Origin of the sequence: Paeniroseomonas aquatica (assembly GCF_030409335.1) — a bacterium.
GTDB classification, from domain to species: Bacteria; Pseudomonadota; Alphaproteobacteria; order Acetobacterales; family Acetobacteraceae; genus Belnapia; species Belnapia aquatica.
Window position 1 is genome coordinate 66,269 of record NZ_JAUFPN010000195.1, and the last position, 23,003, is coordinate 89,271.

Here is a 23,003-nt window from a genome sequence, read left to right on the forward strand (position 1 = left end):
GGATGAACACGCCGCTGCTCGACTTCTTCCGCGCCGCCCGCAGCGCCGGGCTCCGCATCTCGCCGGCCGAGAGCATCGACGCGGTGCAGGCCGTGCAATTCGTCGGCTTCGAGGACCGCGCCCGGCTGCGCGACACCCTCGGCCTGGTGCTGGCCAAGACCGCGGAGGAAAAGCGCGCCTTCGCCGCCTGCTTCGACCTCTTCTTCACCCGCGCCGGCTTCCGCGAGGAGACCGCGGGGGACAGCGACCCGGCGGCCCCCGCCGAGGGCCAGCCGGAAGGGCAGGGCGAAGGCCAAGGGGAGGGCCAGGGCCAGGGCGAAGGCGGCCTCTCCCGCCTGATCCTCGCCGGCGACCAGGCGGCGCTGGCCGCCGCCGCCGAAGAGGCCGCGGCCGAGGCCGGCGTCTCCGCCATCACCATCTTCACCCAGGTGAATCTCTACACCCGCCGCATCCTGGAGCGCATGGGCCTCGGCGCGGTGGAGCGCGAGATCGCGGCCGCGCCGGAGGCGCCCCGCACCGCCCGCCTGCGCGCCGGCCGCGACCGGCTGCGGGAGCAGGTGAAGGACCTGGTGCAGCAGAACCTGCTGCTCTACGCGCAAGGGCGCAACGAGGAATTCCGCGAGCGCGTGCTGTCGCGCACCCGCATGTCCGCCATCGACCGCCGCGACCACGACCGCATGCGCCTGCTGGTCCGCGCCATGGCCCGGCGGCTGGCGACCCAATACGGCCGCAAGCGCAAGCGGGACCGCCGCGGCGTGCTGGATGTGCGCAAGACCCTCCGCCGCAACATGGGCTGGGAGGGCGTGCCCTTCCTCACGGTCTGGAAGCAGGAGACGATCGACAAGCCGAAGCTCGTCGTGCTCTGCGACGTCAGCGGCTCGGTCGCGGCCCTCGCCCAGTTCCTGCTGCTCTTCCTCTATTCGCTGAACGAGGCGCTGGCCGGGCTGCGGGCCTTCGCCTTCTCCGGCGCCCTGGCCGATGTCTCCGACCTGCTCGAGCACCAGCCGATCGACCGCGCCATCCCCGCGGTGATGGACCGCGCCGGCTTCGGGTCGTCGAACTACGGCCGCGCGCTGGCCGATTTCGAGGGCGGCTTCATGCCGCTGCTCGACAGCCAGACCACCGTCATCATCCTCGGCGACGGCCGCGGCAACCGCACCGACCCGCGGGTCGACATCCTCGCCCGCATGGCCAACCGCGCCAAGCAGATCGTCTGGCTGAACCCCGAGGTCCGCACCGTCTGGGGCACCGGCGATTCGGACATGCTGCGCTACGCGCCCCACTGCCGGGTGGCCGCGGTCTGCAACACCCTCGACCAGCTCGACCGCGTCATCAGCGACCTGCTGCGGGACGGGGCCTAGCCCGCCGGCGCCCGCGGCGCATTGGCCGGCGGCCCCAGCCAGACCGCGCCGGGATGCAGCACCGCAGCGCGCGCCGCATCCGCCACGCTCACCGTCCCCGCCTGGGCGAAGGTGCCCCGCACCTCCTCCATGAAGGCCGCCGCGGCATGGTCGCCGCCCGCCCGTCCCAGCGCCGCCACCGCATAGAGGAAGGCCCGCCCGGCGAAGCACATGTCGACCCCCACCGCCAGCGCCCGGAAGACGTCGAGCCCCGAGCGGATCGAGCCGTCGAACAGCACCTTCGCCTTGCCCGCCACCTCCGCCGCGATCGCCGGCACGCTGTCGATCGAGGCCGGCGCCGCGTCGAACTGCCGCCCGCCGTGGTTCGAGACCCAGATCCCGTCGACGCCGAGCGCCACCGCCTTCGCCGCATCCTCCGGGTGCTGGATCCCCTTCAGCACCAGCGCCCGCGGCCAGGCCTCGCGGAAGCTGGCGATGTCCTCCCAGGTCACGCCGGTGACCATGTTGCGCTGCACGAAGCCCGCCATGTCAGCGAGGCTGGCGCCCTCGCCGACGTATTTCCGCATGTTCGGGAAGGTCGGCTGCCCCTTGGTCAGCATCTCCAGCGCCCAGAAGGGCGCGCGGGCGATGTCGAGGAAGGTCCGCGGCCGGTAGCGGAAGGGCATCACCAGCCCGTTGCGGATGTCGTGCACCCGCTTCTGCCGCATCGGCACGTCGAGCGTCAGCACCAGCGCATGCGCTCCCGCCGCCTCCGCCCGGCGGATCAGGTCGAAGGAGAGCGCGTGCTTCTCCGCCGGCAGCCCATACAGCTGGAACCAGAAGACATCCGGCGCCAGCGCGGCCAGCCGCTCCATCGGCACGTTGGCGACGGTCGACGAGACGTAGGGAATCCGCGCCGCCTGCGCCGCGGCCGCCAGGATCGCATCCGCCTCCGGCCAGACCATGCCGATGTTGCCCATCGGCGCCACGCCCACCGGCGCGGCATAGTCCCGCCCGAACAGGCTGGTCCGGATGGAGACCGCCGAGACGTCGAGCGCGTAGCGTGGCACGATCCGCACCGCATCCATCGCCGCCCGGTTATGCGCCACGTTCGGCGCCCCGTCGCCGACCCCGCCCGCGACGAAATCATAGGCGAAGCGCGCAACACGCCACTTCGCCCGGCGTTGCAGGTCGGCGAAGGTGGGGAACCGCCGCCGCAGCGCCGCGGCCGGGGTTTCGGGGGCCGGTATTCCGGTGGTCGTGCCCTGACTGCCGCTCATGCCTATTCTCCCCTGCCGGCTTGGTCCCCATCTTTGCGCCATACCCGATCCCGGGGAAGCAACCACCCGGGACGCATGAGGATCCAGGCCATGCTCAACCCGCGCCTTCCCGCCCTTGCGTTGCTGCTGCTGGCCGGCTGCGTCGCCCCGGACCAGCCGCCGCAGGGCTATGCCACCCTGCCGAACGATGCCGTCGTCGGCGCCGGCGACCCGACCCGGGCCGCGATCATCGGCACCGCCTATGCCTTCGCCACCCCGACGACCCTCGCCGGCCAGCCGGCGGCCGCGGCCCGGGCCGTCGCCAATTTCGAATACCTGGCGACCGAGCTGCCCTATGGCCCGCGCTGGCGCGGCTTCACCGGCACCACCGGCCCGGATTTCGCCGCCGGCCTCGCCGAGCTGCGCCCGGCGATCGGCATCGCCCCGAATGCCCCGGCCCAGCCGGTGGTCCAGGCGCTCTATACCGCCTCCCGCGCCCTCAATGCCGGGGACCAGCCGGCGGCGGAACGCGCCCTGTCGGTGCCCATCTTCCCGGCCGGCGGCGGCGCCACCCTGCGGCGCCTGGCGGCGCTGCCGCCGCTGCCCCGGGTCGCCGCGGCCACGGCCAGGGCGGCGCAGGAACTGGACCGCCAGGACCGGCTCGGCTCGCCGCGCGGCGGCGGCGGCGGCGGCGGCGGTGGCGGCGGCGGCCGGACCTGAGGGCGGCGCCCGCCGCCCCGGCCGGCAGGCCGGGGTGAGCTGACCGCCGGAGCAAGCCAGGCCGGCCCGTCGCGCGGATGGCGGCGGGCCGGCGCTTCTGCTAGCCCGGCGCATGGCCGCCCCCGAATCGCCGCCCGCACCCCGCCGCCACCTGTCCTGGTGGCAGGACCGGCGCTTCCTCGTGCTCTTCGCGCTCGGCTTCGCCGCCGGCGTGCCCTGGCCGCTGGTGGCCGGGCAGGTGCTGCGCCAGTGGTTCACCGAGGCCGGGCTGTCGCTGACCGAGATCGGCATGCTGGCGCTGGTCGGCTGGGCCTATGCGCTGAAATTCCTCTGGGCGCCGCTGCTCGACGACCTCCGCCCGCCGGTCCCGCCCGGCTGGCTGGCCAGGCTGGGCCGGCGGCGCGGCTGGCTGGTGGTGATCCAGCCCTGCCTCATGCTGGCGATCATCGTCCTCGGCCTGTCGAACCCCGCGGTCTCGCCGCTGACCACGGCGGCGCTGGCGGTGCTGGTCGCCTTCCTCTCGGCCAGCCAGGACATCGCCATCGACGCCTACCGCATCGAGGTGCTGGCCGAGCGCGAGCAGGGCTTCGGCCTCGCCTGCTACCTCTGGGGCTATCGCGGCGCGCTGGTGGCCAGCGGCGCCGGCTGCCTCTGGCTGGTCGGCAGCCTCGGCTGGGCCGGCGCCTATGCCTATGCCGCGGGGCTGGTCGGGCTCGGCTTCCTCGCCGTGCTGGCGGCCCCGGCCGAGCCGGCGGCGCCGCCCGGCTTCGCCGTGGCGCGCGGCTGGCGCCAGCGGATGCGGGTCGCGGTGGTCGACCCCTTCGCCGATTTCATGCGGCGGCGGTACTGGCTGGCGATTTTGCTGTTCATCGCGCTGTTCAAGCTTGGCGAGGCGCTGGCCGGCGGCATGGCGACCACCTTCTACAACCGGCTCGGCTTCACCCGCACCGACGTCGCCAACGTGAGCACCGTCTTCGGGCTGGTCGCCACCCTCGGCGGGGCGCTGGCCGGCGGCTGGGTGGTCGCCCGGCTCGGCACCGCCCGGGCGCTGGTCCTGACCGGGCTCGGGCAGATGCTGTCCAACCTGATGTATGTTGCCCTGGCCCGGGCCGGGCACGACCTGCCCATGCTCTGGGCCCAGGTGGGGATCGAGGCCTTCACCGACGGGCTGGCCGATACCGCCTTCCTCACCTACCTCTCCTCGCTCACCAACCGCAGCTTCACCGCGACGCAATACGCGCTGCTGTCGTCCTTCGCGGTGCTGCCGCTGCGGACCTTCAGCGCCGCCTCCGGCTGGCTGGCGGAGCAGCTGGGCTGGGAGGTGTTCTTCCTGATGACCACCGCGGCGGCGCTGCCGGCCATGGGCATCATGCTCTGGCTGCTGCGCCGCCTGCCGCCGCGCGAAGCGCCGGCCTGAGATATTGTCCGGGCGCGTGGCCCGCAGCCCTGGGCGGGGCCACCCCGGCGGCACCATATGGGCGCCGGACCACAGGCGGAGACGGTACATGGGATTCTGGGCACGCACCTTCATCACGGCCTTCGCGCTCTGGGCGGCGACCCAGGTCGTGCCCGGCATCCATGTCGGCGGGCTGCTCGGCCTGCTGCTGGCGGCGCTGGTCTTCGGGCTGGTGAATGCGGTGGTGCGGCCGGTGCTGGTGCTGCTGTCGCTGCCGCTGACCATCGTGACCCTCGGCCTGTTCCTGCTGGTGGTGAACGCGGCCATGCTCGGGCTGACCGCGCTGCTGCTGCCCGGCTTCCGGGTGGACGGCTTCTGGCCGGCGCTGATGGGCGCCATCGTGGTCTCGCTGGTGAGCTGGGGCGCGGCGCGGGTCTTCGCCGGCCCGGACGTGTCCAACAGATAACCGCCACCGGGCGATGGACAGCGGCCCTGCCGCAGGCCAAATGACGGCATGCGCCGATCGAACCAGTCCAGCCCCGCCCCCTCCCGCCGGCCGCCGGTGCCGGAGCAGCGCGGCGGCGCCGGCGGGGTCTGGCTGCATGGCCTGCACGCCGTGGCCGCCGCCCTGGCCAACCCCGCCCGCCGGCTGAAGCGCCTGCTGGTGACCGAGGAGGCCGAGGCGACGCTCGCCGCCCGGCTGCCCCGCGCCGATGGCTCGCCGAGCTGGCGGATCGCCCCGGAACGCGCCGACCGGCAGCGCTTCGGCACCTTCCTGCCGGAGGACAGCGTCCACCAGGGCGCCGCGCTGCTGGTGGAGCCGCTGCCGAACCTCACCCTCGACCGCGCCCTCGAGCACGGCGAGGGGCCGGTGCTGGTGCTGGACCAGGTGACCGACCCGCGGAACATCGGCGCCATCCTGCGCTCGGCGGCGGCCTTCGGCGCCTCCGCCCTGGTGATGCAGGACCGCCACGCGCCGCCCGAGACCGGGGCGCTGGCCCGCGCCGCCTCGGGCGCGCTCGAGGTCGTGCCGGTGGTGCGGGTGGTGAACCTCTCCCGCGCCCTGGATGAGCTGAAGAAGGCGGGGCTCTGGGTGGTCGGGCTCGACGGCGCCGCGCCGGTGACCCTGGCGCAGACCCAGGCCGGGCTCGGCGGCCGCCGGGTGGCGCTGGTGCTGGGGGCCGAGGGCGACGGCATGCGCCGCCTGACGCGGGAGAATTGCGACGAGCTGTCCCGCCTGCCCATCGCCGCGGAGATGGAGAGCCTGAACGTCTCGGCCGCCGCCGCGGTGGCGTTGTACGAGCTGGTCCGGGGAGAACACCGATGAGTGCCGCCGCAGACGCCATTCTCGCCGCCCGCCGGGCCCGGGGGATCCTCGCCCCGCTCGGCGGCGACGCGCCGCAGGATTTCGCCACCGGCTACGCGGTGCAGCACGAGGTGGCCGAGGCGCTCGGCGCCGTCCCGCCGGCCGGCTTCAAGATCGGCGCCACGACGCGGCAGATGCAGGCCTACCTCGGCCTCGCCGGGCCGGCGGCGGGCTTCGTGCCGGCGGGCTCGGTCAACCCGAGCGGGGCGGCCTTCCGCCGGGCGGATTTCCTCGACCCCGGCGTCGAATGCGAGATCGGGGTGCGGCTGGGCCGCGACCTGCCCTTCGGCCCCTGCACGCGGGAGCAGGCGGCGGCGGCCGTCGCCGAGGTCTTCCCGGCGATCGAGATCGTCGAGCGCCGCTACGGCGACCTCGCCACGCTCGGCACCCCGACGCTGATCGCCGACCAGGTCTTCCACGCCTCGGGCGTGCTCGGCGCGCCGGTGGCGGATTGGCGCTCGCTCGACCTCGGCGCGGCGCGGGGCGAGTTCCGCATCGGCGGCAAGGTGGTGGGCAGCGGCCATGGCCGCGACCTGCTCGGGCATCCGCTAGAAGCGCTGGCCTGGCTGGCGGGCTCCGGCGCGGCCGAGGTCTTCGGCGGGCTGAAGGCGGGGCAGGTGGTCTGGCTCGGCTCGGTCACCCCGCCGATCTGGCTGGAGGGCGTGCTGGAGGGGCCGGGCGAGGTCGAGGCGGGTTTCGACCTGCTGGGCGTCGCCCGGCTCCGCTTCACCTGAGGCGGCCGATCGCAAGCCGGCATTAACCCCCGCTCTGCTAGCAAGGACCCGCCGCCGCATGAGCGGCCCCCTGCTACCGCGCCAGAATGGCATACCGGATGGAAACCCCATGCCTCCTGCCGACTGGAACCTGCTGACCGACGAGCTGCAGCTCGCGCTTTCCCGGGAGGCTCTCCGCCGCGCCGCCGAAACCCTGGCGGAACACGCCCGCCTGCTGGCGATCGAAATGGAGCAGGGCACCCTGAACGACCGCGGCGGCCCGGATGCGCTGCGGCTCTTCGCCGCGGTGGTCACCGCCACCAACCAGGACTCCTTCGGGCCGGTCGGCCACGCCTGAGGCTTCGGGCCCCAGCCTTCCCGGCTGCCGGGCGGCCGGGCCTCAGCCGGTCTGGCTGGCGCCGAGCAGCAGGTAGAGCCTGGCGGCCGGCGGCCAGGCCTCGACGATCGGGCCGCGATAGGCCCAGGCCCCGGCGCCCAGCGCCGCCAGCAGCACCCCCGAGCCGATCCAGGCCGCCCAGAGCAGCATCGCCGCCGCCCGGGCGCGCCGCTGCTCCGCCGGATTCGGCAGCGGCGGGTGGATCGGCTGCGCCTGGCGGCTGGGCGGCCGGAAGGGCGGCGGCCCCTCGGGCGGTGGCGGCACCGGCGTCGCCGCGGCCGGCGCCGAGTCGCCCGCCGCGGGCCGGACCATCCAGTCATGGCCGCATTTGGCGCAGCGCAGCAGCCGGCCGCCGCCGATCAGGGCATCCGGCACCTCGTAGGTGGCGTCGCAGGTGGGGCAGGCGATGCGCATGGGCCGGCGTAATCTGCGGGGCGGGCGGCGCGGCTGCAAGCCTTGCTTGGTCTGCCTCTGTCGCCGCCCGGCGCTGCCCGGCGGGGGGCGCGATCGCCCGTCCCGGCGCCCGGCCCCTTGGCGGCGGGGGCGGCGGGCGGCATTGTCCGCCGCATGGTGCGCTTCGAGCATGTCGGGCTGCGGTATGGAACGCCGGCCGGGTCGGGGCAGCCCGGACAGGGTAAGCCCAGCCTGGCGCCGGAGGTGCTGCGCGACCTCAGCTTCACCCTGCCGCAGGGCAGCTTCCACTGGCTGCTGGGCCCCTCCGGGGCGGGGAAATCCTCGCTGCTGGCGCTGATGCACCTGGCGCTGCGGCCGAGCCGGGGCGAGGTGGAGATCCTCGGCCACCGGCTGGCCGGGGCGCGGCGGGCGGCGCTGCCGGCGCTGCGGCGGCGGATCGGCGTGGTCTACCAGGACTTCCGGCTGCTGCCGCACCTCAGCGTCTTCGACAACGTCGCCCTGCCGATGCGGGTCGCCGGCCGGCCGGAGGCCCAGCTGCGCGCCGATGCGGCGGAGATGCTGCGCTGGGCGGGGCTCGAGCGGAAGCTGACCGCGCTGCCGGCGACGCTCTCGGGCGGCGAGCAGCAGCGCGTGGCCATCGCCCGGGCGGTGGTGATGCGCCCGGCCCTGCTGGTGGCCGACGAGCCGACCGGCAACCTCGACGGCCCGCAGGCGCGGCGGGTGCTGGCGCTGCTGCAGGAGATGCACCGGCTCGGCACCACCGTGGTGGTGGCGACCCATGCGGAGACCCTGGTGGCCGAGCACCCGGGCCCGGCGCTGTGGCTCGCCGAGGGCCGGCTGGTGCGGCATGGCTGACGGCATGGGAATCCCGGCGCGGCAACCCGCCGTGCCGCGGCTGCGGCGCAGCCGGGGGCGGGACCCGCTGGGCCTGCGGCGGGCGCTGTCGGACCGGCTGCTGCCGGCCCTGGTCGCCGCCATGGCGCTGCTGGCGGCGCTGGCCCTGGCCGGCTCGCGCGGGGCGGCGGAGCTGACCGCGCGCTGGGAAGGCGGCGCCGCGGCGGCGATGACGGTGCAGCTGCCGGCCAATGCCGGGGCGGCGCGGCTCGCGCGCGGGCTGGCGGCGCTGGAGGCGATGCCGGAGGTGACCCGGGCGCAGCCGATGGACCAGGCGCGCATGGCCGCGCTGCTGCGCCCCTGGCTCGGCGAGGCGCCGGCCATGGCGCTGCCGGTGGTGATCGAGCTGCAGCTGGCCGGGCTGCCGGTGGCGCCGGAGGCGCTGGCCCGGCGGATCGCGGCGGCGGTGCCCGGGGCCTCGGTCGAATCCCACGGGGTCTGGGTCGCCCGGCTGGTGGCGCTGGCCCGCAGCCTGCAGGCGGTGGCCCTGGCGGCGCTGGCGCTGGTCGCCGGCATCGCCGCGGCGGTGGTGGCGGTCGCGGTCCGGGCCGGGATCGCGGCCCGGCGGGAGGCCATCGCCATCCTGCACGACCTGGGCGCGACCGATGCGGATATCGCCGGGCGCTTCGCCCAGCGGGCGGGCTGGCTGGTGGCGGCCGGGGCGGCGGCCGGAACCCTGCTGGCGGTGCCGGTGCTGGCCGGCTTCGCCGACCTCGCCGCGCCGCTGCTGGGCGGGCAGCCGGCGGAGTCGATGCTCGACTGGCCCTGGACCAGCCTGCCCTGGGAGGCGCTGGCGCCGCTGCCGCTGCTGGCGGCGGGGCTGGGCTGGCTGACGGCGCAGGTGACGGTGCGGCGATGGCTGCGCCGGCTGCCGTGAGCGACCTGCCGGAGCGGCGCCTCGAGCGGCCTCGCCGCTGGCGGTGGGGCCTGCTGCTGGCCGCGCCGGCCCTGGCCCTGGCGGCGCTGGTGGCGGGCTTCGGCGCATTCCTGGTGCTGGCCGGGCGCGATCCGGCGGAGCCGACGCGCCATACCGACGGGATCGCCGTGCTGACCGGCGGGGCGGAGCGGGTCGAGACCGGCCTCCGCCTGCTGCGGGAGGGCCGGGCCGACCGGCTGCTGGTCTCGGGCGTGCATCCGCAGGTGACGCTGGCCGATGTCGCCCGGCTGGCGGCGCTGGAGCCGGAGCCGCTGGCGGGGCGGGTGGCGCTCGGGCCGCGCGCCACCTCGACGCGGGGCAACGCGGCCGAGATCGCGGAATGGGCGCGCGGGGCGCAGCTGCGCTCCCTGCGGGTGGTCACCGCCGGCTACCACATGCCGCGCGCCCTGCTGGAGCTGCGGCGGACGCTGCCGGAGGTGGCGCTGGTGGCGCACCCCGTGGTACCGGCGCGGCTGCGCGACCCGGCGGCGGGCGGCCAGCCCCGCACTTGGTCGCTGCTGGCCGGCGAATACCTGAAATTCCTCGCAGCCTGGGCCGGCGTTCCCGGGCTGCTGGGACTGCCCCTGGACCCCCCGCGAAGATGACCCCATGCTGACCTGGTTCCGTTCGGTGCTGTTCAACATCGCCTTCTTCGGCACCACCGCCGCGGTCGCCATCCTGTCGACGCCGGTGCTGCTGGCGCCGGCGCACTGGACCATGCCGCCGATCCGCTTCTGGGCCTGGCTGGTGGTGCAGGAGCTGCGCTGGATCTGCGGGATCAAGCTGGAGGTCATCGGGCGGGAGCACCTGCCGCAGTCGGGCCCGGCGCTGATCGCCGCCAAGCACCAGTCGGCGCTCGATACCGTCGTCTGGCTGCTGCTGGTGCCGAACTGCGCCTACGTGCTGAAGCAGGAGCTGCTGCGGATCCCCTTCTACGGCTTCCTGGTCGCCAAGGTCGGGATGATCTCGGTCGACCGCTCGGGTGGCGCGGCGGCGATGCGGCACCTGCTGAAGGCGGGCAGGGCCGCGGCCGCGGCCGGCCGGCAGCTGGTGATCTTCCCCGAGGGCACGCGGGTTGCGCCGGGCGAGCGGGTGCCCTACCAGCCCGGCATCGCGGCGCTCGCCGCCGCCACCGGCCTGCCGGTGGTCCCGGTGGCGACCAACAGCGGGGTGCTCTGGGGCCGCCGCGCCTTCCTCAAGCGGCCGGGGACCATCGTCATCTCGGTGCTGCCGCCGCTGCCCGCGGGGCTGCCGCGGCCGGTGCTGCTGGCCCGGCTCGAGAGCCTGATCGAGGCCGAAAGCGACCGGCTGATGGCCGGCCAGCCTGTGGATAACACCGTGGATGACTTGGCACCGCGCGCTGCGCCGTGAGACCAGCAGCAGGGTGCAAACTGCTGCACCGATAGGGTTTTCCCCAAGAAATATGCCGGGAAAATCTTTTGCATACCATTACGACATATCAGCAAGCTATTGAATCGATTGATTATTTTCCATCACGCGTCAGTGAGCGACTCGGGTCGGAACAACCCGCTCCCGGTTGCGCACAGCGAAGCGGCTAACCCCCTGGGGATTGTGGACAATCGACCGGCATGGCGGGCAGCAGGGCGGCGATCCGGTCCAGGCCGGCGTCCCGCACGCCCAGCGCCCGCAGGTGCGCCAGGGTGTTGAGCAGGTAGTCCCGGTTGGCCCCGGCGGTGCCGATGCCGCGGGCGATGGCGGCGGCGGCCAGGTCCGGGCCGGGGCGGCAGTAGCTGCCATGGCCGCGGTTGGCCACGTAGGTGACGGCCTGCACCGGCCGCCCGCTGTCCAGCAGCCGCACCGGCAGCAGGCGCCGGGTATAGACCACCTCGTCGCCGATGTTCTCCCGCGCATCGAGGTAGGCCAGCACCGCCGCGGCCTCCGCCGCCTGGACGCGGAAGGCGACGCCGCGGCAGGCGCCGCCCCGGTCGAGCCCCAGCACCAGTCCGGGCGTCTCCGCGGTGCCGCGGTAGAAGCGGCTCCAGAGGCAGAAACGGCGGTGGAAGCCGCGCAGCAGGGCCGGATGGGCGCCGAGGTGGGGAAAGCCGGGCCGCCAGATCAAGGAGCCATAGGCAAAGACATAGAGATGGCCGTCGGGATCGAGCGGCTGCGGCGTGGACATGGGAAGGGCACCGGGGGGCCGCCGGCGGCAATTCGCCTGGGGCCGGGCTTCGGGATATATCCTCCGGCGACATGTCCGCCAAGCCGTCGGCCCTTCCCGGCCGCGCGTCCGGCCGGCGCCGGCGCCTCGGGGTGCGGGCGCTGCTGGGCGCCGCGCTGGTCCTCCTCCTGCTCGCCGCCGGCCATGCGCTGCTGTGGCGCTGGATGGGCCGCCAATTGGAGGAGGGCTTCGCCGCCTGGGCCGAGGGTCGCCGGGCGCAGGGCTGGCAGCTCGGGCATGGCGCGCCGCGGCGCGGCGGCTGGCCCTTCTCCGCCACGCTGACCCTGCCGCAATTCCACTTGGCCGGCGGCGGCGCCACCCTGCCCGGCGGCATGGACTGGCAGGCCGAGGCGCTGGAGCTGCGGGTCTCCCTGCCGCTGGTCGACCGGCTGGTGGTGCGGATGCCGGGCCACCACCGCCTGCGCCTGGGCGCGCTGGAGCTGCCCTTCGCCGCCGACCGCCTCACCGCCGAGCTGCCGATCGAGCGCCACGTGCTGCCGCGCGAGGCGACGCTGGAGGGGGAGGGGCTGCGCGGCGCGGGCCTGGAGGCGGCGCGGCTGTGGCTGGCGGTCGAGACCCGCATCACCGCGATCGAGGGCGAGCCGGCGGTGACCCTCGGCGGCGGGGTGACGGGGGTGGTGCTGCCGGCCTCCCCGCTCTCGGCGGCGCTGGGGCGGAGCCTGCAGGCGCTGGAGCTCGACCTGGCGCTGAGCGGGCCGGTGCCGCCCGGGCGCGGGCCGGCGGCGCGGGCCGAAGCCTGGCGCGACGGCGGCGGCACCCTGGCGCTGCGGTCCCTCGCCCTGCGCTGGGGGCCGGTGGGCGCGACCAGCACCGCCACCCTGACCCTGGACGAGGCGCTGCAGCCGATGGGGGCGGGGACCCTGAAGCTGACCGGCGCGCCGGAGGCGCTGGACGCCGCCGCGGCGGCCGGGCTGCTGACCCCGCGCGGCGCCGCCGGCGCCCGGACCCTGGTGCGGCTGCTCGGCCGGGCCCCGGCGGAGGGCGGGGCGCCGCAACTCGAGGTGCCGCTGACCCTGGAGGAGCGCACCCTCACCCTGGCCCGGATCCCGGTGGCCCAGCTTTCGCCCTGGGCCTGGCCCGCCGCCGGTCCGCCGCTGCCCGCGGCGGCGCAGGACCCGGCACGGCCGGGCCGGTAGCATTTTAGGGGTGGCGCGGCCCGCCCGGGCTGCGCTAGGCTTCCGGCCATGAGGTTCCGCTTCACCCGTATTGCGCGAATTATTAGCCCGGCTGCCTGAGTCGCGCCGTGGGTACGGCGCGTCCTGCGCCGCCGGGGTTCGTCCCGCCCACCCTGCCTCGCGCACTGCACCGGATCCTGCCTCAATGTCCCAGTCCAATCTCGTCGCCAAGCGTTTCCACGTCACGGCGGAAAGCAGCCCCGGGCTGTTGCCCCGGTTGCTGCAGCCGCTGGCCAAGCGCGACCTCGTCGCCGACCTCTTCCATGCGGTGCGGGACGGCGAGCTTCTCCACATCGAGCTGGTGCTGGAGGCAATGCCCGAGGAGATGGTGCATCTGGTCGCCGGCAACCTCGGCCAGGTCGTCGGGGTCATGAGCGTGCGGGTCGAGGCGGCCGCGGGATTACGCATCGCCGCCTGAGGTTACAACGCCGCGGGGCGGCTTGCGGCTGACGGGTTCGTGACCCACATGCCCGGCGTGTGGCGGAACACTGGCGGCGGCAAAGTCTTTTCCCGCCGGACCCTCCGTCCGGGATCGGCCGATGCTCTGGGATGCCTTGCCTGATGCGCTGCTGCTCGCGCGCATCCAGTTCGCCTTCACGGTCACCTTCCACTTCCTGTTCCCGGCCTTCACCATCGGGCTGGCCAGCTACCTCGCGGTGCTGGAAGGGCTGTGGCTGTTCACCAAGCGCGAGCTCTACCTCGACCTGTTCCGCTACTGGCTGAAGGTCTTCGCGGTGAACTTCGCCATGGGCGTGGTCTCCGGCATCGTGCTCTCCTACCAGTTCGGCACCAACTGGTCGGTCTTCTCGGACCGCACCGGGCCGGTGCTCGGGCCGCTGCTCGGCTACGAGGTGCTGACCGCCTTCTTCCTCGAGGCTGGCTTCCTCGGCGTGATGCTCTTCGGCCTCGGCCGGGTGGGGAAGGGGCTGCATTTCGCCGCCACCTGCCTGGTCGCGGTCGGCACGCTGATCTCGGGCTTCTGGATCCTCTCGGCCAATTCCTGGATGCACACGCCGGCGGGCTACTCGATCGGGCCGGATGGCCGCTTCCTGCCCGAGGATTGGTGGGCGATCGTCTTCAACCCCTCCTTCCCGCTGCGCTACCTCCACACCATCACCGGCGCCTACCTGACCACCGCCATGATCATCGGCGCGGTCGGCGCCTTCCACCTGCTGCGCGACCGCGGCAACCAGCGCGCCCGGGTCATGTTCTCGATGGCGATGTGGATGGCCGCGCTGGTGGCGCCGGCCCAGGCGCTGTTCGGCGACATGCAGGGGCTGGTGACCCTGCAGCACCAGCCGCAGAAGATCGCCGCCATGGAGGGCCACTGGGAGACCCAGCGCGGCGCCCCGCTGCTGCTCTTCGGCCTGCCGGACATGGCGGCGGAGGAGACGCGGATGGCCATCGGCATCCCCCGTCTCGGCAGCCTGATCCTGACCCACGGCCTCGACGGCGAGGTGCGCGGGCTGAAGGACTTTCCGCCTGATGCCCGGCCGACCAACGTGCCGCTGGTCTTCTGGTCCTTCCGCATGATGATCGGCATGGGGGTGCTGATGATCGCCCTCGGCGCCACCTCGCTGCTGCTGCGCTGGCGCGGGCGGCTGTACGACACGCCCTGGTTCAAGCGCTGGGCGGTGGCGATGGGGCCATCGGGGCTGGTCGCCGTCACCTTCGGCTGGATCACCACCGAGGCCGGGCGGCAGCCCTTCACCGTCTATGGCCTGATGCGCACCGCCGAGAGCGTCAGCCCCATCGCCGCGCCGGCCGTGGCGGCCTCGCTGGCGGCCTTCGTCGTGGTGTATTTCTGCGTCTTCGGCGCCGGCATCTGGTACCTGTTCCGGCTGTTCCGCCACCCGCCCATGCCGCATGAGGAAGGCCCCCGCCGGGACGAGCCGATCCGCACCGCCGGCATCACCCCGGCGGCCGCGCCCGGCAACCGCCACGTCGCGCCGGCGGATGCCGGCCGGCAGCAGGAGCCGGTGGCATGAGCGCCGAGACCATCGCCACCATCTGGGCCTTCCTGATCGCCACCTCGGTCTTCCTCTATGTCTGCATGGACGGCTTCGACCTCGGCATCGGAATCCTGTTCCCCTGGATCCGCGGCGAGGAGGACCGCGACGTCGCGGTCAATACCGTGGCGCCGGTCTGGGACGGCAACGAGACCTGGCTGATCATGGGCGGGGCCGGGCTGTTCGCGGTGTTTCCGCTGGCCTATGCCACGATCCTGCCGGCGCTCTACATGCCGATCATTCTGATGCTGCTGGCGCTGATCTTCCGCGGCGTCTCCTTCGAGATGCGGTTCCGCGCGGCGACGCCGGGGCAGCGGCTGGTCTGGGACCGCGCCTTCTCCTGGGGCAGTTATGCCGCCACCATCTGCCAGGGGCTGGCGCTCGGCGCCTTCGTGCAGGGCATCAAGGTCGAGGAACGGGCCTATGCCGGCGGCTGGTGGGACTGGCTGACGGCCTTCTCCATGCTGACGGCGGCGGCGCTGGTGGTGGGCTACGGCCTGCTCGGCGCCTGCTGGCTGGTCTGGAAGACGGAAGGGGAGCTGCAGGCCCAGGCCGCGCGGCTGGCGCGGCGGCTGGCGGCGCTGACCCTGGCCGGCATCGTCCTGGTCAGCCTGGTGATGCCCTTCCTGCTGCCGGAATTCCGCGCCCGCTGGTTCGCCTTCCCCGCCATCCTGACCGCCCTGCCGGTGCCGGTCCTGGTGGTGGCGCTGGCCTGGAAGCTGTTCCGCAGCCTGGGCGAGACCGACGGCCATCCCTGGCGCGACGGGCTGCCCTTCCTCTGTGCCATCGGGCTGTTCTTCCTGGCCTATACCGGGCTCGGCATCACCATGTGGCCGATGATCGTGCCGCCCGAGATCACCATCTGGGATGCCGCGGCGCCGCGCTCCTCCCAGCTGTTCCTGCTGGTGGGGGCGGCGGTGCTGATCCCCGTCATCCTGGCCTATACCGCCTACGTCTACTGGCTGTTCCGCGGCAAGGTGAAGGCCGGGGCCGGGTACCATTGAGCATGGCCGCCGGGGCGCTGCGCCGCTGGCTGTGGTTCCTCGGGCTCTGGGCCGCCGGCGTCGCCGCGGTCGGGCTGCTGGCGCTGGCGCTGCGGGCGGTGATGCGCGCGCTGTGAGGCCAGCCCCGGGGCAGTGCCCCCGGGGCTGGCCCCCTTACCTCAGCGGGCCGGCGGGCCGCCGCCGACGCGGTTGACTTCCGCGTTGCTGATCCCGCCCATGATCTGGCCGGTGCCGGGCACGATCGGCGCCTGCACGCCGCGGCCGGGCCGGGTGCGCTGGATCTCGGCGTTGCTGGTGCCGCCCATGATGCGGCCGGTCCCGGGGACGATCGGCGCCTGGGCGCCGGCGCCCGGGGTGGTGCGCTCGACCTCGGCATTGCTGATGCCGCCCATGATCTGGCCGGTGCCCGGGACGATGGGCGCGGCGGCGCTGGCGCCGACGTTGGACGGCGCCCGCGGGGGAGGGGCCGAGGTGGTGCAGGCGGCCAGGGCGGCCAGCGCGGCCAGTGCCATGGCTGAACGAGACCAATTCATATCGATGCTCCTCTGGATGTTGCCGTCGTGAAACTGTCTGAAGCGTTATCTTCGGCGAAAGTTTCGCTCACGAACGCGTATGGTTGCATCGATTCGATCCGGCCCCGGGGGCGTTGACCCGCGGCGGAGGCCAAGCCCACCATGGCCGCGCTTCGGGAGGGCCTGCGATGTCCGGTTCACGCGAGGGCGCCATCGCCCGCGCCACCGCCTGCTACGACGACGGCCGCTACCTGGCCGCGCTGCGCACCCTGGTGGCGGTGCCGACCGAGAGCCAGATGCCGCAGCGCCTGCCGGACCTCTATCGCTACTGCGGCGAGGTGCTGCCGCCGATGCTGGCGGGGATGGGCTTCGAGAGCCGGGTGCTCGACAATCCGGAAGCCGGGCGCGGCCCGGTGCTGCTGGCGACCCGCATCGAGGATCCGGCGCTGCCGACGGTGCTGATCTACGGCCATGGCGACGTGGTGCGCGGCCTGGCGCCGCAATGGGCCGAGGGCCGCGACCCCTGGGCGGTGACCGTCGCCGGCGACCGCTGGTACGGCCGCGGCACGGTCGACAACAAGGGCCAGCACCTGATCGCGCTCGAGGCCCTGCGGGCGGTGCTGGCCGAGCGCGGCCGGCTCGGCTTCAACGCCAAATTCTTCGTCGAGACCGGGGAGGAGGTGGGCTCGCCGGGGCTGGCCGAATTCCTGGAACTCCACCGCGAGGCCTGCGCGGCCGATGTCTTCATCGCCCTCGACGGGCCGCGGCAGACCACCTTCATGCCGGAGATGTCGCTCGGCGCCCGCGGCGGCGTCGCCTTCGACCTGGTGGTGGACTACCGCGAGGGCGAGCACCATTCCGGCCATTGGGGCGGGGTGCTGGACGACCCCGGCTTCGTGCTGGCGCATGCGCTGGCCTCCATCGTCACGCCGCGCGGCAAGATCCTGGTCGATGGCTGGCTGCCTGCCACCATCCCGCCGGCGGTGAAGGCGGCGGTCGAGGCGCTGGTCTTCGAGGACATCCCCGGCGTGCCCGAGGGCAGCGCCGACTGGGGCGAGCCGGGGATGAGCAAGGCGGAGCGGATCTATTCCTGGACCAGCGTCATCGTCCTCGCCTCGGTCTGCGGCCATCCGGATGCGCCGACCAATGCGGTGCAGGGCAAGGCCCGGGCGCGCCTGCAGGTGCGGCATACGGTGGACGTGCCGGCCGAGACCATCGTGCCGAACCTCCGCCGCCACCTCGACGCGCATGGCTTCGGCATGGTGCGGGTGGAGGAGGCGCTGAACCGCAGCATGTTCCCGGCCAGCCGGACCGACCCGGAGAATCCCTGGGTCAGGGCGGTGGCGAAGTCGATGCGGCGGACCTCCAACCAGGCGCCGAACATCGTGCCGAATTCCTCCGGCTCCTCGCCCTCCGACCTGTTCCTCAAGATCCTCGACGCCCCCTGCATCTGGATCCCGAACAGCTACCCCGGCTGCAACCAGCACGGCCCGGACGAGCACGCGCTGGCGCCGCTGCTGCGCGAGGGGCTGGGGCTGATGGCCGGCATCTGGTGGGACTTCGGCGAGGAGCCGCCGCGATGAGGCGCCGCGCGCTGCTCGGGGCGGCGCTGCTGCCGATGCCGGCCCTGGCCCAGGGGATCGGCGCCCAGGGCATCGGCGACTTCCCCAACCGCCCGGTGCGGCTGATCTGCCCCTACAGCGCCGGCGGCATCGCCGATACCGTCGCCCGGATCGTGCAGGCCAGGACCGGGGAACACCTCGGCCAGCAGCTGGTGATCGAGAACCGCACCGGCGCCTCCGGCGCGGTCGGCGCCGCCGCCGCGGCGCAGGCGCCGCCCGATGGCTACACGCTGGTCATGGAGGGAGCGACGACGATCACTTCCCCACTGGTGAACAAGTCGCTGCCGCTCGACTACGACCTGCTGCTGCCGATCACCCAGCTCACCAGCGCGCCCTATGTGCTCGGCATGCGCGCGGGCTTCCCGGCCGGCGACCTGCGCGGCTTCCTGGCCGAGGCGCAGCGGCGGCCGGGCGAGGTCACCTTCGGCACCCCCGGCGTCGCCCATGTCGGCCACCTCATGGGGGAGCTGATGCAGGCGATGGCCGGGGTGCGGATGGAGCACATCCCCTACCGCGGCGGTGCCGACGTGGCCCGCGACGTCGCCGCCGGGCGGCTCGATGCCTGCTTCATCAGCGAGAGCAGCTTCCGCCCGGTGCTGGAGTCCGGCCGCGGCAAGGTCATCGGCGTGACCGGGGCCGGGCGGCGGCCGAACCTGCCGGGGGCGCCGGCGATCGGCGAGGTGCTGCCGGGCTACGAGCTGACCACCTGGATCCTGGTCTTCTGCCCCATCGGCACGCCCGAGCCGATCCAGGCCCGGCTCGCCGGCGCCTTCCAGGCGGCGACCGGCGATGCCGCGACCCGGGCCAAGCTGGAGGCGACCGGCAGCGACCCGGTCGTCGCCGGCCCGGCCGAGGCCCAGGCGCTGTTCCGCCGCGACAAGGCGGTGATCGGCCGGCTGATGCGCGAGGCGGGGCTGCTGGCCACGCAATGAGCGGCTTGCAACCAGAGATAGCATAACGGCATTCTCCCCCGGCAATTCAGGGGATTCCCATGCGGCGCATGATGCTGGCGGCGGTGCTGATGCTGGCCGGGCCAGCCTGGGGCCAGGCCCCCCCGGCGCTGCGGGAGGCCGTGGTCGCCAACGAGACCGACCGCAGCCTGCAGGAGCTGTTCATCTTCCGCCCCGGCGCCGGCCAGGAAGGGCCGGACCGCCTCGGCCCCAACGTGCTGCCGCCGCGCGCCAGCCTGCGGGTCGCGCTCGGCCGCACCCGGGACTGCGCCTTCGAGGTCCGCGCGACCTTCGAGGGCGGCGACGAGATGCGGCGGCGCGTCGACCTCTGCCGCAACCCGCGGGTGGCCTTCGCCGATACCGGGCCACGGCGCGAGGTGGAGGTGGTGAACCAGGCCGACCAGGGCCTGCGCGAACTCTACCTGGCCACCCCCGGCGCCCGGCCGGCGGGACGGGCGCCGGAGGCCGGCTGGGGGCCGGACCGGCTGGGCAGCGAGACGGTGTCGGCCGGCGACAGCCTGCGGCTGCGGCTGCGCAACCTCTCCGGCTGCGTCTTCGACCTCCGCGCGGTCTTCGCCGACGGGACCGAGGAAGTCCGCGAGCGCCAGGATGTCTGCCGGGTGCCGCGGCTGGCCTTCGGCGACTCCGGCCTGCCGCTGCGCGAGGTGACGGTGACCAACCAGGGCCGCCGCACCCTGCGGGAGCTCTATGCCCGGGCGGCGGATGGCGCGGCCGACCGCAACGCCTGGGGCAGCGACCGGCTGGGCTCGAGCATGGTCGAGCCGCGGTCCGAATTCCGGCTGCGGCTGCGGGGGGCCGGCTGCGCCTGGGACCTGCGTGCGGTCTTCGACGACGACCGGGAGGAGGTGCGGCGCGGCCTCGATGCCTGCGCCGCGCCGGCGGTGAGCTTCGGCCGGCCGGTGGCGGGCGAGGGCGGCTCCCGCCAGGTGACCCTGGTGAACGGCTTCAGCCATCCGGTGGAACGCGCCTTCGTCTCCCCGGCCGAGAGCGACGACTGGGGTCCGGATGTGCTGGGCGATGCGGTGCTGGCGCCGGGGGCGCGGCAGGTGGTGCGCGTCGAGGGCGGCTGCCAGGCGGATCTGCGGATCGTCTTCGACAACCGCTCGGCCGAGGAGCGGCGCGGGGTCGATATCTGCGCCGCGAGCACCATCGCGCTCCGGCCGGGCTGGACGCTGGAGGAAAGGCCGGGCCCGGCGGCGGAGGCCGGCGGGCCGGAGAAGGCGGCGCTGCAGCCCGGCAGCGTCCGGCTGCGCAATGCCGCGGCGCTGCCGGTGGTGGAGCTCTACGCCGACCCGGCGGGGGCGGCGCAGCGCGGGCCGGACCGGCTCGGGCGCACCGTGCTGGGGGCCGGGGAGAGCCTCGACTTCACCCCGCCGGACGACCTGCCGCCGGGGCCCGGTCGCTGCCAGGCGGACCTGACCGCGGTCTTCCGCGACGGGCGGGAGTGGCGCCTGCCGGCGGCCGATCTCTGCACGGGGCAGGAGCTGGTGCTGCAATGAGGTGGCTGGCCGCACTGCTGCTGCTGCTGGCGCCGGGCCTGGCGCTGGGGCAGGGATTGCCCGAAGGGCTGCGCGGGACCTGGGTGCAGGGCGACTGCGCCAGCCCCGCCGCGCTGCTGCAGGTGACGGCGCGGGCGGCGGCGCGGGTACCGGCGGCGGGCAGCGGCCGCCTGCTGCGCTTCACCGCGCTGCGGGAAGCGGGCGGCTGGAGCATCGGCACCGCGCGCGGGGCGGAGGCGCCGCGGCTGCTGCTGCGCCCGGCCGGGGAGGCGCTGGAGACCGCCGAGCCCGAGGCGAAGACGCGCGACGACCAGCTCCCGGGCGCGGCGCCGGTGGCCCGCTGGCAGCGCTGCGCCGCGGTGCCGGCGGCGCTGGCGGCGCGGCATGGCGAGGGCTTCGCCCTGCTGGCGGCCCTGGAGCACCTCGAGGCGGCCTGCGCCGGGGAGGCCGGGGCCTGCCTCGGCGCGCTGGTCGGGCAGGCGGATGTCTCGGGCGACGGCGAGCTCGGCAGCGCGGAGCTGGCGCGGCTGGCGCGGGGGCTCGGCTGGGTCGTCGCCCTGCAGGACGGCGCCACGGCGGAGACCCTGGGCGCGGCGACCGGTGCCGCCGGGCTGGCCGGGGTGCTGGCGGCGCGGCTGCTGGTCGAGAGCTTGGACTACGACGGCAACGGCCGGCTCTCCCCGGCCGAGCTGGGCCAGGACCGGGCCGCCGTCGGCGCCGCCCGCGGCACCGCGGCGGGACGGCCCTTCGACCCAGCCCTGGCCGCGCCCGGGCTCGACGCCCTGCGCGGCCTGATGTCGAGCCTCAGCCTATTGAAGTAGGCCCAGAGCAAACTCCGATCCGATGGACTCATCAGACCGGAGATATTTGCTCGCCAGAACAACAGGCTAGAGCGGAAACCGCTCTAGCGCGCCAGGCTGAACTCCATGGCGCGGGTCTGCTCGGAGAGCTGCGGCGTATAGGCGATCCCCTTGCGCATCGCCCAGACATTGACCTGGTGATGGATCGGGATCACTGCCGCGTCGCGCTGGAAGCCGATGCGGATGGCCTCGAAATACAGCTTCTCCCGCGCCTCGTTGTCGATGGTGGTCAGCGCCCGGTCGACCAGCCGGTCGAGGTCGGGGTTGCTGTAGTGCGAGGGGCGGAGGCGGGTGCTGCGGCCGCGCGGCGGGTCCGGCGTCGCCAGCATGAATGAGAGATGGGTATCGGGCTCGCCGGTCGAGGTGGACCAGCCGGTGAGCGAGATGGAATGTTCGTCCCGCACCCCGCCGGCGGTGAAGAAGACGCTGGCCGGGCTGGTCGAGACCGCGGTGCGGACGCCGATGCGCGACCACATCTGGGCGATGGCCTGGACGATCCCGTCGTCGTTCACGTAGCGGTCGTTCGGCCCGTGCAGGGTGAGGTTGAAGCCGTCCGGCAAGCCGGCCTCGGCCAGCAGCTTCTTCGCGGCATCGATGTCGTAGGGCGGCACCCGGATGGAGGGGTCGTAGCCCATGCTGCCCTCCGGCATGGCCTGGCCGGTGGGCAGCGAATTGCCCTCCATGATCTGCCGGCGGATGCCCTCGCGGTTGATGGCGAGGCTGAGCGCCTGGCGCACCCGCACGTCGCGCAGCGGGTTCTGCGGCAGCACCTTGCCGTCGCGGTCGGTGACGTAGGGCGACTGCGGCCGGTTGGCATCGACGTAGAGGTAGATGAGGCGGAGGCCGGGGCGGGACTGCACCGTCAGCCGGGTGTCGCGGCGGATGCGCTCGACGTCGCGGGTCGGCACCGTGTCGATCGCATCGACGTCGCCCGATTGCAGTGCCGCGACCCGGGCGCTGTCGTTGCTGATGAGCCGGTAGGTCACGCGGTCCCAGGGCTGCTTCGGCCCCCACCAGTCCGGGTTGCGGGTGAAGACCGCGCGGTCGCCGATGGCGAAGGAGGCCAGCTTGTAGGGCCCGGTGCCGATGGCGGCGCGGCCGCTGTTGTACTCGGCGGTGCCGAGCGCCTGGCCGTTCACCTCGCCCTGGCGGCGGCCGACGATCGAGAAGCTGCCCATCATCTGCGGGATCAAGGGCACCGGCTCGGCGGTATGCAGCCGGATGGTATGCGGGTCGACCACCTCCAGCCGGGTCACCGGGCGGATGTACTGGCCCATCGAGGTCGGGCTGTTCGGCACGTTGGGCGCGCGGGCGAAGGTGAAGACCACGTCGTCCGCGGTGAAGGGCGTGCCGTCCTGGAAGCGGACGCCCTCGCGCAGCTTGAACTCCCAGGTCAGCTCGTCGACGGCGCGCCAGGAGGTGGCAAGGCCGGGCGCCGGGCGCTGGTCGAGGTCGGGGTGCACCAGCCGGTCGAAGACATGCCAGGCCAGGGCGTGGTTGGGCGAGAGGTCGAAGAAATGCGGGTCCATGGAGGTGAAGGCGCCGCCCACCGCGATGGTGAGGTCGGCGGCCTTGGCCGGCATCGCTAGGCCCGCGGCCAGCGCCGCGCAGAAGGACAGTCCTCGCAGATGTCGCATTGCCCCGTCTCCCAGTGTTGCCGCCGCGCGGCGGATGCTTGCAGCCAAGCAAATCATGGACCGCCGCTGTTCCGGCCGCGGCTTGCAAAACCGTAACAT

Annotated in this window: 24 protein-coding genes; 19 read left to right on the forward strand and 5 right to left on the reverse strand. The window is 74.1% G+C overall.

From position 1 onward, the window contains the following. The first annotated feature begins 2 nt into the window (after positions 1–2). On the forward strand, positions 3–1,361 hold the full coding sequence (locus QWZ14_RS24790) for a VWA domain-containing protein (RefSeq protein ID WP_290319659.1): 1,359 nt from the start codon (positions 3–5) through the stop codon (positions 1,359–1,361). Here QWZ14_RS24790 and QWZ14_RS24795 read toward each other — a convergent pair. After that, positions 1,358–2,620, reverse strand: coding sequence for an alpha-hydroxy acid oxidase (locus tag QWZ14_RS24795; RefSeq protein WP_290319660.1), 1,263 nt, complete (start codon positions 2,618–2,620; stop codon positions 1,358–1,360). The genes QWZ14_RS24790 and QWZ14_RS24795 overlap by 4 nt on opposite strands. A 90-nt stretch (positions 2,621–2,710) precedes the next feature. Here QWZ14_RS24795 and QWZ14_RS24800 point away from each other — a divergent pair, with 90 nt between their 5' ends. The 6 genes from QWZ14_RS24800 to QWZ14_RS24825 all read left to right on the forward strand — a co-directional run bounded on the left by QWZ14_RS24800 (position 2,711) and on the right by QWZ14_RS24825 (position 7,152). Beyond that, positions 2,711–3,319: a hypothetical protein gene (locus QWZ14_RS24800; protein ID WP_290319661.1), complete on the forward strand. Its 609-nt coding sequence runs from the start codon at positions 2,711–2,713 to the stop codon at positions 3,317–3,319. Between the two features lie 112 nt (positions 3,320–3,431). After that, positions 3,432–4,736, forward strand: coding sequence for an AmpG family muropeptide MFS transporter (locus tag QWZ14_RS24805; RefSeq protein WP_290319662.1), 1,305 nt, complete (start codon positions 3,432–3,434; stop codon positions 4,734–4,736). An 88-nt stretch (positions 4,737–4,824) separates the two neighbouring features. Beyond that, positions 4,825–5,181 carry a phage holin family protein gene (locus QWZ14_RS24810; protein ID WP_290319663.1) on the forward strand — a complete coding sequence of 119 codons (357 nt, stop codon included), beginning with the start codon at positions 4,825–4,827 and terminating at the stop codon, positions 5,179–5,181. Positions 5,182–5,229: 48 nt separating this feature from the next. Continuing rightward, positions 5,230–6,042, forward strand: a complete 813-nt coding sequence (rlmB, locus tag QWZ14_RS24815; RefSeq protein WP_290319664.1) for a 23S rRNA (guanosine(2251)-2'-O)-methyltransferase RlmB — start codon at positions 5,230–5,232, stop codon at positions 6,040–6,042. Then, positions 6,039–6,815, forward strand: coding sequence for a 2-keto-4-pentenoate hydratase (locus tag QWZ14_RS24820; protein ID WP_290319665.1), 777 nt, complete (start codon positions 6,039–6,041; stop codon positions 6,813–6,815). The genes rlmB and QWZ14_RS24820 overlap by 4 nt, the downstream gene beginning before the upstream one ends. 109 nt (positions 6,816–6,924) lie before the next feature. Further along, positions 6,925–7,152, forward strand: coding sequence for a hypothetical protein (locus QWZ14_RS24825; RefSeq protein ID WP_290319666.1), 228 nt, complete (start codon positions 6,925–6,927; stop codon positions 7,150–7,152). A 42-nt stretch (positions 7,153–7,194) separates the two neighbouring features. Here the strand turns inward: QWZ14_RS24825 and QWZ14_RS24830 are convergent, their stop codons facing one another. Then, on the reverse strand, positions 7,195–7,605 hold the full coding sequence (locus QWZ14_RS24830) for a zinc-ribbon domain-containing protein (RefSeq protein ID WP_290319667.1): 411 nt from the start codon (positions 7,603–7,605) through the stop codon (positions 7,195–7,197). A gap of 153 nt (positions 7,606–7,758) precedes the next feature. Here QWZ14_RS24830 and QWZ14_RS24835 point away from each other — a divergent pair, with 153 nt between their 5' ends. From QWZ14_RS24835 to QWZ14_RS24850, 4 genes are read left to right on the forward strand one after another with little or no spacing between them, the layout of a single operon-like run. Continuing rightward, positions 7,759–8,460, forward strand: coding sequence for a cell division ATP-binding protein FtsE (locus QWZ14_RS24835; RefSeq protein WP_290319668.1), 702 nt, complete (start codon positions 7,759–7,761; stop codon positions 8,458–8,460). Further along, positions 8,453–9,376 carry an FtsX-like permease family protein gene (locus tag QWZ14_RS24840; protein WP_290319670.1) on the forward strand — a complete coding sequence of 308 codons (924 nt, stop codon included), beginning with the start codon at positions 8,453–8,455 and terminating at the stop codon, positions 9,374–9,376. Before QWZ14_RS24835 ends, QWZ14_RS24840 begins: the two co-directional genes overlap by 8 nt. After that, positions 9,355–10,020, forward strand: coding sequence for a YdcF family protein (locus QWZ14_RS24845; protein ID WP_290319671.1), 666 nt, complete (start codon positions 9,355–9,357; stop codon positions 10,018–10,020). Before QWZ14_RS24840 ends, QWZ14_RS24845 begins: the two co-directional genes overlap by 22 nt. Positions 10,021–10,024: 4 nt before the next feature. Further along, positions 10,025–10,786 (forward strand): lysophospholipid acyltransferase family protein, encoded by a 762-nt coding sequence (locus QWZ14_RS24850; RefSeq protein ID WP_290319672.1) that lies wholly within the window; start codon positions 10,025–10,027, stop codon positions 10,784–10,786. Between the two features lie 184 nt (positions 10,787–10,970). Here the strand turns inward: QWZ14_RS24850 and QWZ14_RS24855 are convergent, their stop codons facing one another. Continuing rightward, the gene (locus tag QWZ14_RS24855) at positions 10,971–11,555 is read right to left on the reverse strand and encodes a gamma-glutamylcyclotransferase (protein ID WP_290319673.1); all 585 of its coding nucleotides are present in this window, start codon (positions 11,553–11,555) and stop codon (positions 10,971–10,973) included. Between the two features lie 71 nt (positions 11,556–11,626). Between QWZ14_RS24855 and QWZ14_RS24860 the strand changes: the two genes are divergently transcribed. From QWZ14_RS24860 to cydB, 4 genes are all read left to right on the forward strand, one after another. Then, complete coding sequence (locus QWZ14_RS24860; protein ID WP_290319674.1) at positions 11,627–12,751, forward strand: DUF2125 domain-containing protein; 1,125 nt, start codon at positions 11,627–11,629, stop codon at positions 12,749–12,751. Between the two features lie 184 nt (positions 12,752–12,935). Beyond that, positions 12,936–13,208, forward strand: a complete 273-nt coding sequence (locus QWZ14_RS24865; protein ID WP_290319675.1) for a hypothetical protein — start codon at positions 12,936–12,938, stop codon at positions 13,206–13,208. A gap of 121 nt (positions 13,209–13,329) precedes the next feature. After that, positions 13,330–14,778: a cytochrome ubiquinol oxidase subunit I gene (locus QWZ14_RS24870; RefSeq protein ID WP_290319676.1), complete on the forward strand. Its 1,449-nt coding sequence runs from the start codon at positions 13,330–13,332 to the stop codon at positions 14,776–14,778. Beyond that, entirely contained in the window at positions 14,775–15,803 is a 1,029-nt protein-coding gene (gene cydB / locus QWZ14_RS24875; RefSeq protein ID WP_290319677.1) for a cytochrome d ubiquinol oxidase subunit II, read from the forward strand. Before QWZ14_RS24870 ends, cydB begins: the two co-directional genes overlap by 4 nt. A 158-nt stretch (positions 15,804–15,961) precedes the next feature. On the opposite strand, the gene QWZ14_RS24880 is transcribed toward cydB, so the two are convergent. Beyond that, entirely contained in the window at positions 15,962–16,336 is a 375-nt protein-coding gene (locus QWZ14_RS24880; protein WP_290319678.1) for a hypothetical protein, read from the reverse strand. Between the two features lie 167 nt (positions 16,337–16,503). On the opposite strand from QWZ14_RS24880, the gene QWZ14_RS24885 reads away from it, so the two are divergent. The 4 genes from QWZ14_RS24885 to QWZ14_RS24900 are packed head-to-tail and all read left to right on the forward strand — an operon-like array spanning position 16,504 to position 21,228. Further along, positions 16,504–17,898 carry a M20/M25/M40 family metallo-hydrolase gene (locus tag QWZ14_RS24885; protein WP_290319679.1) on the forward strand — a complete coding sequence of 465 codons (1,395 nt, stop codon included), beginning with the start codon at positions 16,504–16,506 and terminating at the stop codon, positions 17,896–17,898. Further along, entirely contained in the window at positions 17,895–18,869 is a 975-nt protein-coding gene (locus tag QWZ14_RS24890; RefSeq protein WP_290319680.1) for a Bug family tripartite tricarboxylate transporter substrate binding protein, read from the forward strand. The genes QWZ14_RS24885 and QWZ14_RS24890 overlap by 4 nt, the downstream gene beginning before the upstream one ends. A 59-nt stretch (positions 18,870–18,928) precedes the next feature. Next, the gene (locus tag QWZ14_RS24895) at positions 18,929–20,407 is read left to right on the forward strand and encodes a hypothetical protein (protein WP_290319681.1); all 1,479 of its coding nucleotides are present in this window, start codon (positions 18,929–18,931) and stop codon (positions 20,405–20,407) included. Beyond that, positions 20,404–21,228, forward strand: coding sequence for a hypothetical protein (locus tag QWZ14_RS24900; RefSeq protein ID WP_290319682.1), 825 nt, complete (start codon positions 20,404–20,406; stop codon positions 21,226–21,228). Before QWZ14_RS24895 ends, QWZ14_RS24900 begins: the two co-directional genes overlap by 4 nt. 83 nt (positions 21,229–21,311) lie before the next feature. Here QWZ14_RS24900 and QWZ14_RS24905 read toward each other — a convergent pair whose 3' ends face one another. Beyond that, a complete protein-coding gene (locus QWZ14_RS24905) occupies positions 21,312–22,904 on the reverse strand; it encodes an ABC transporter substrate-binding protein (protein WP_290319683.1) in 1,593 nt (530 codons plus the stop codon). Between the last annotated feature and the right edge of the window lie 99 nt (positions 22,905–23,003).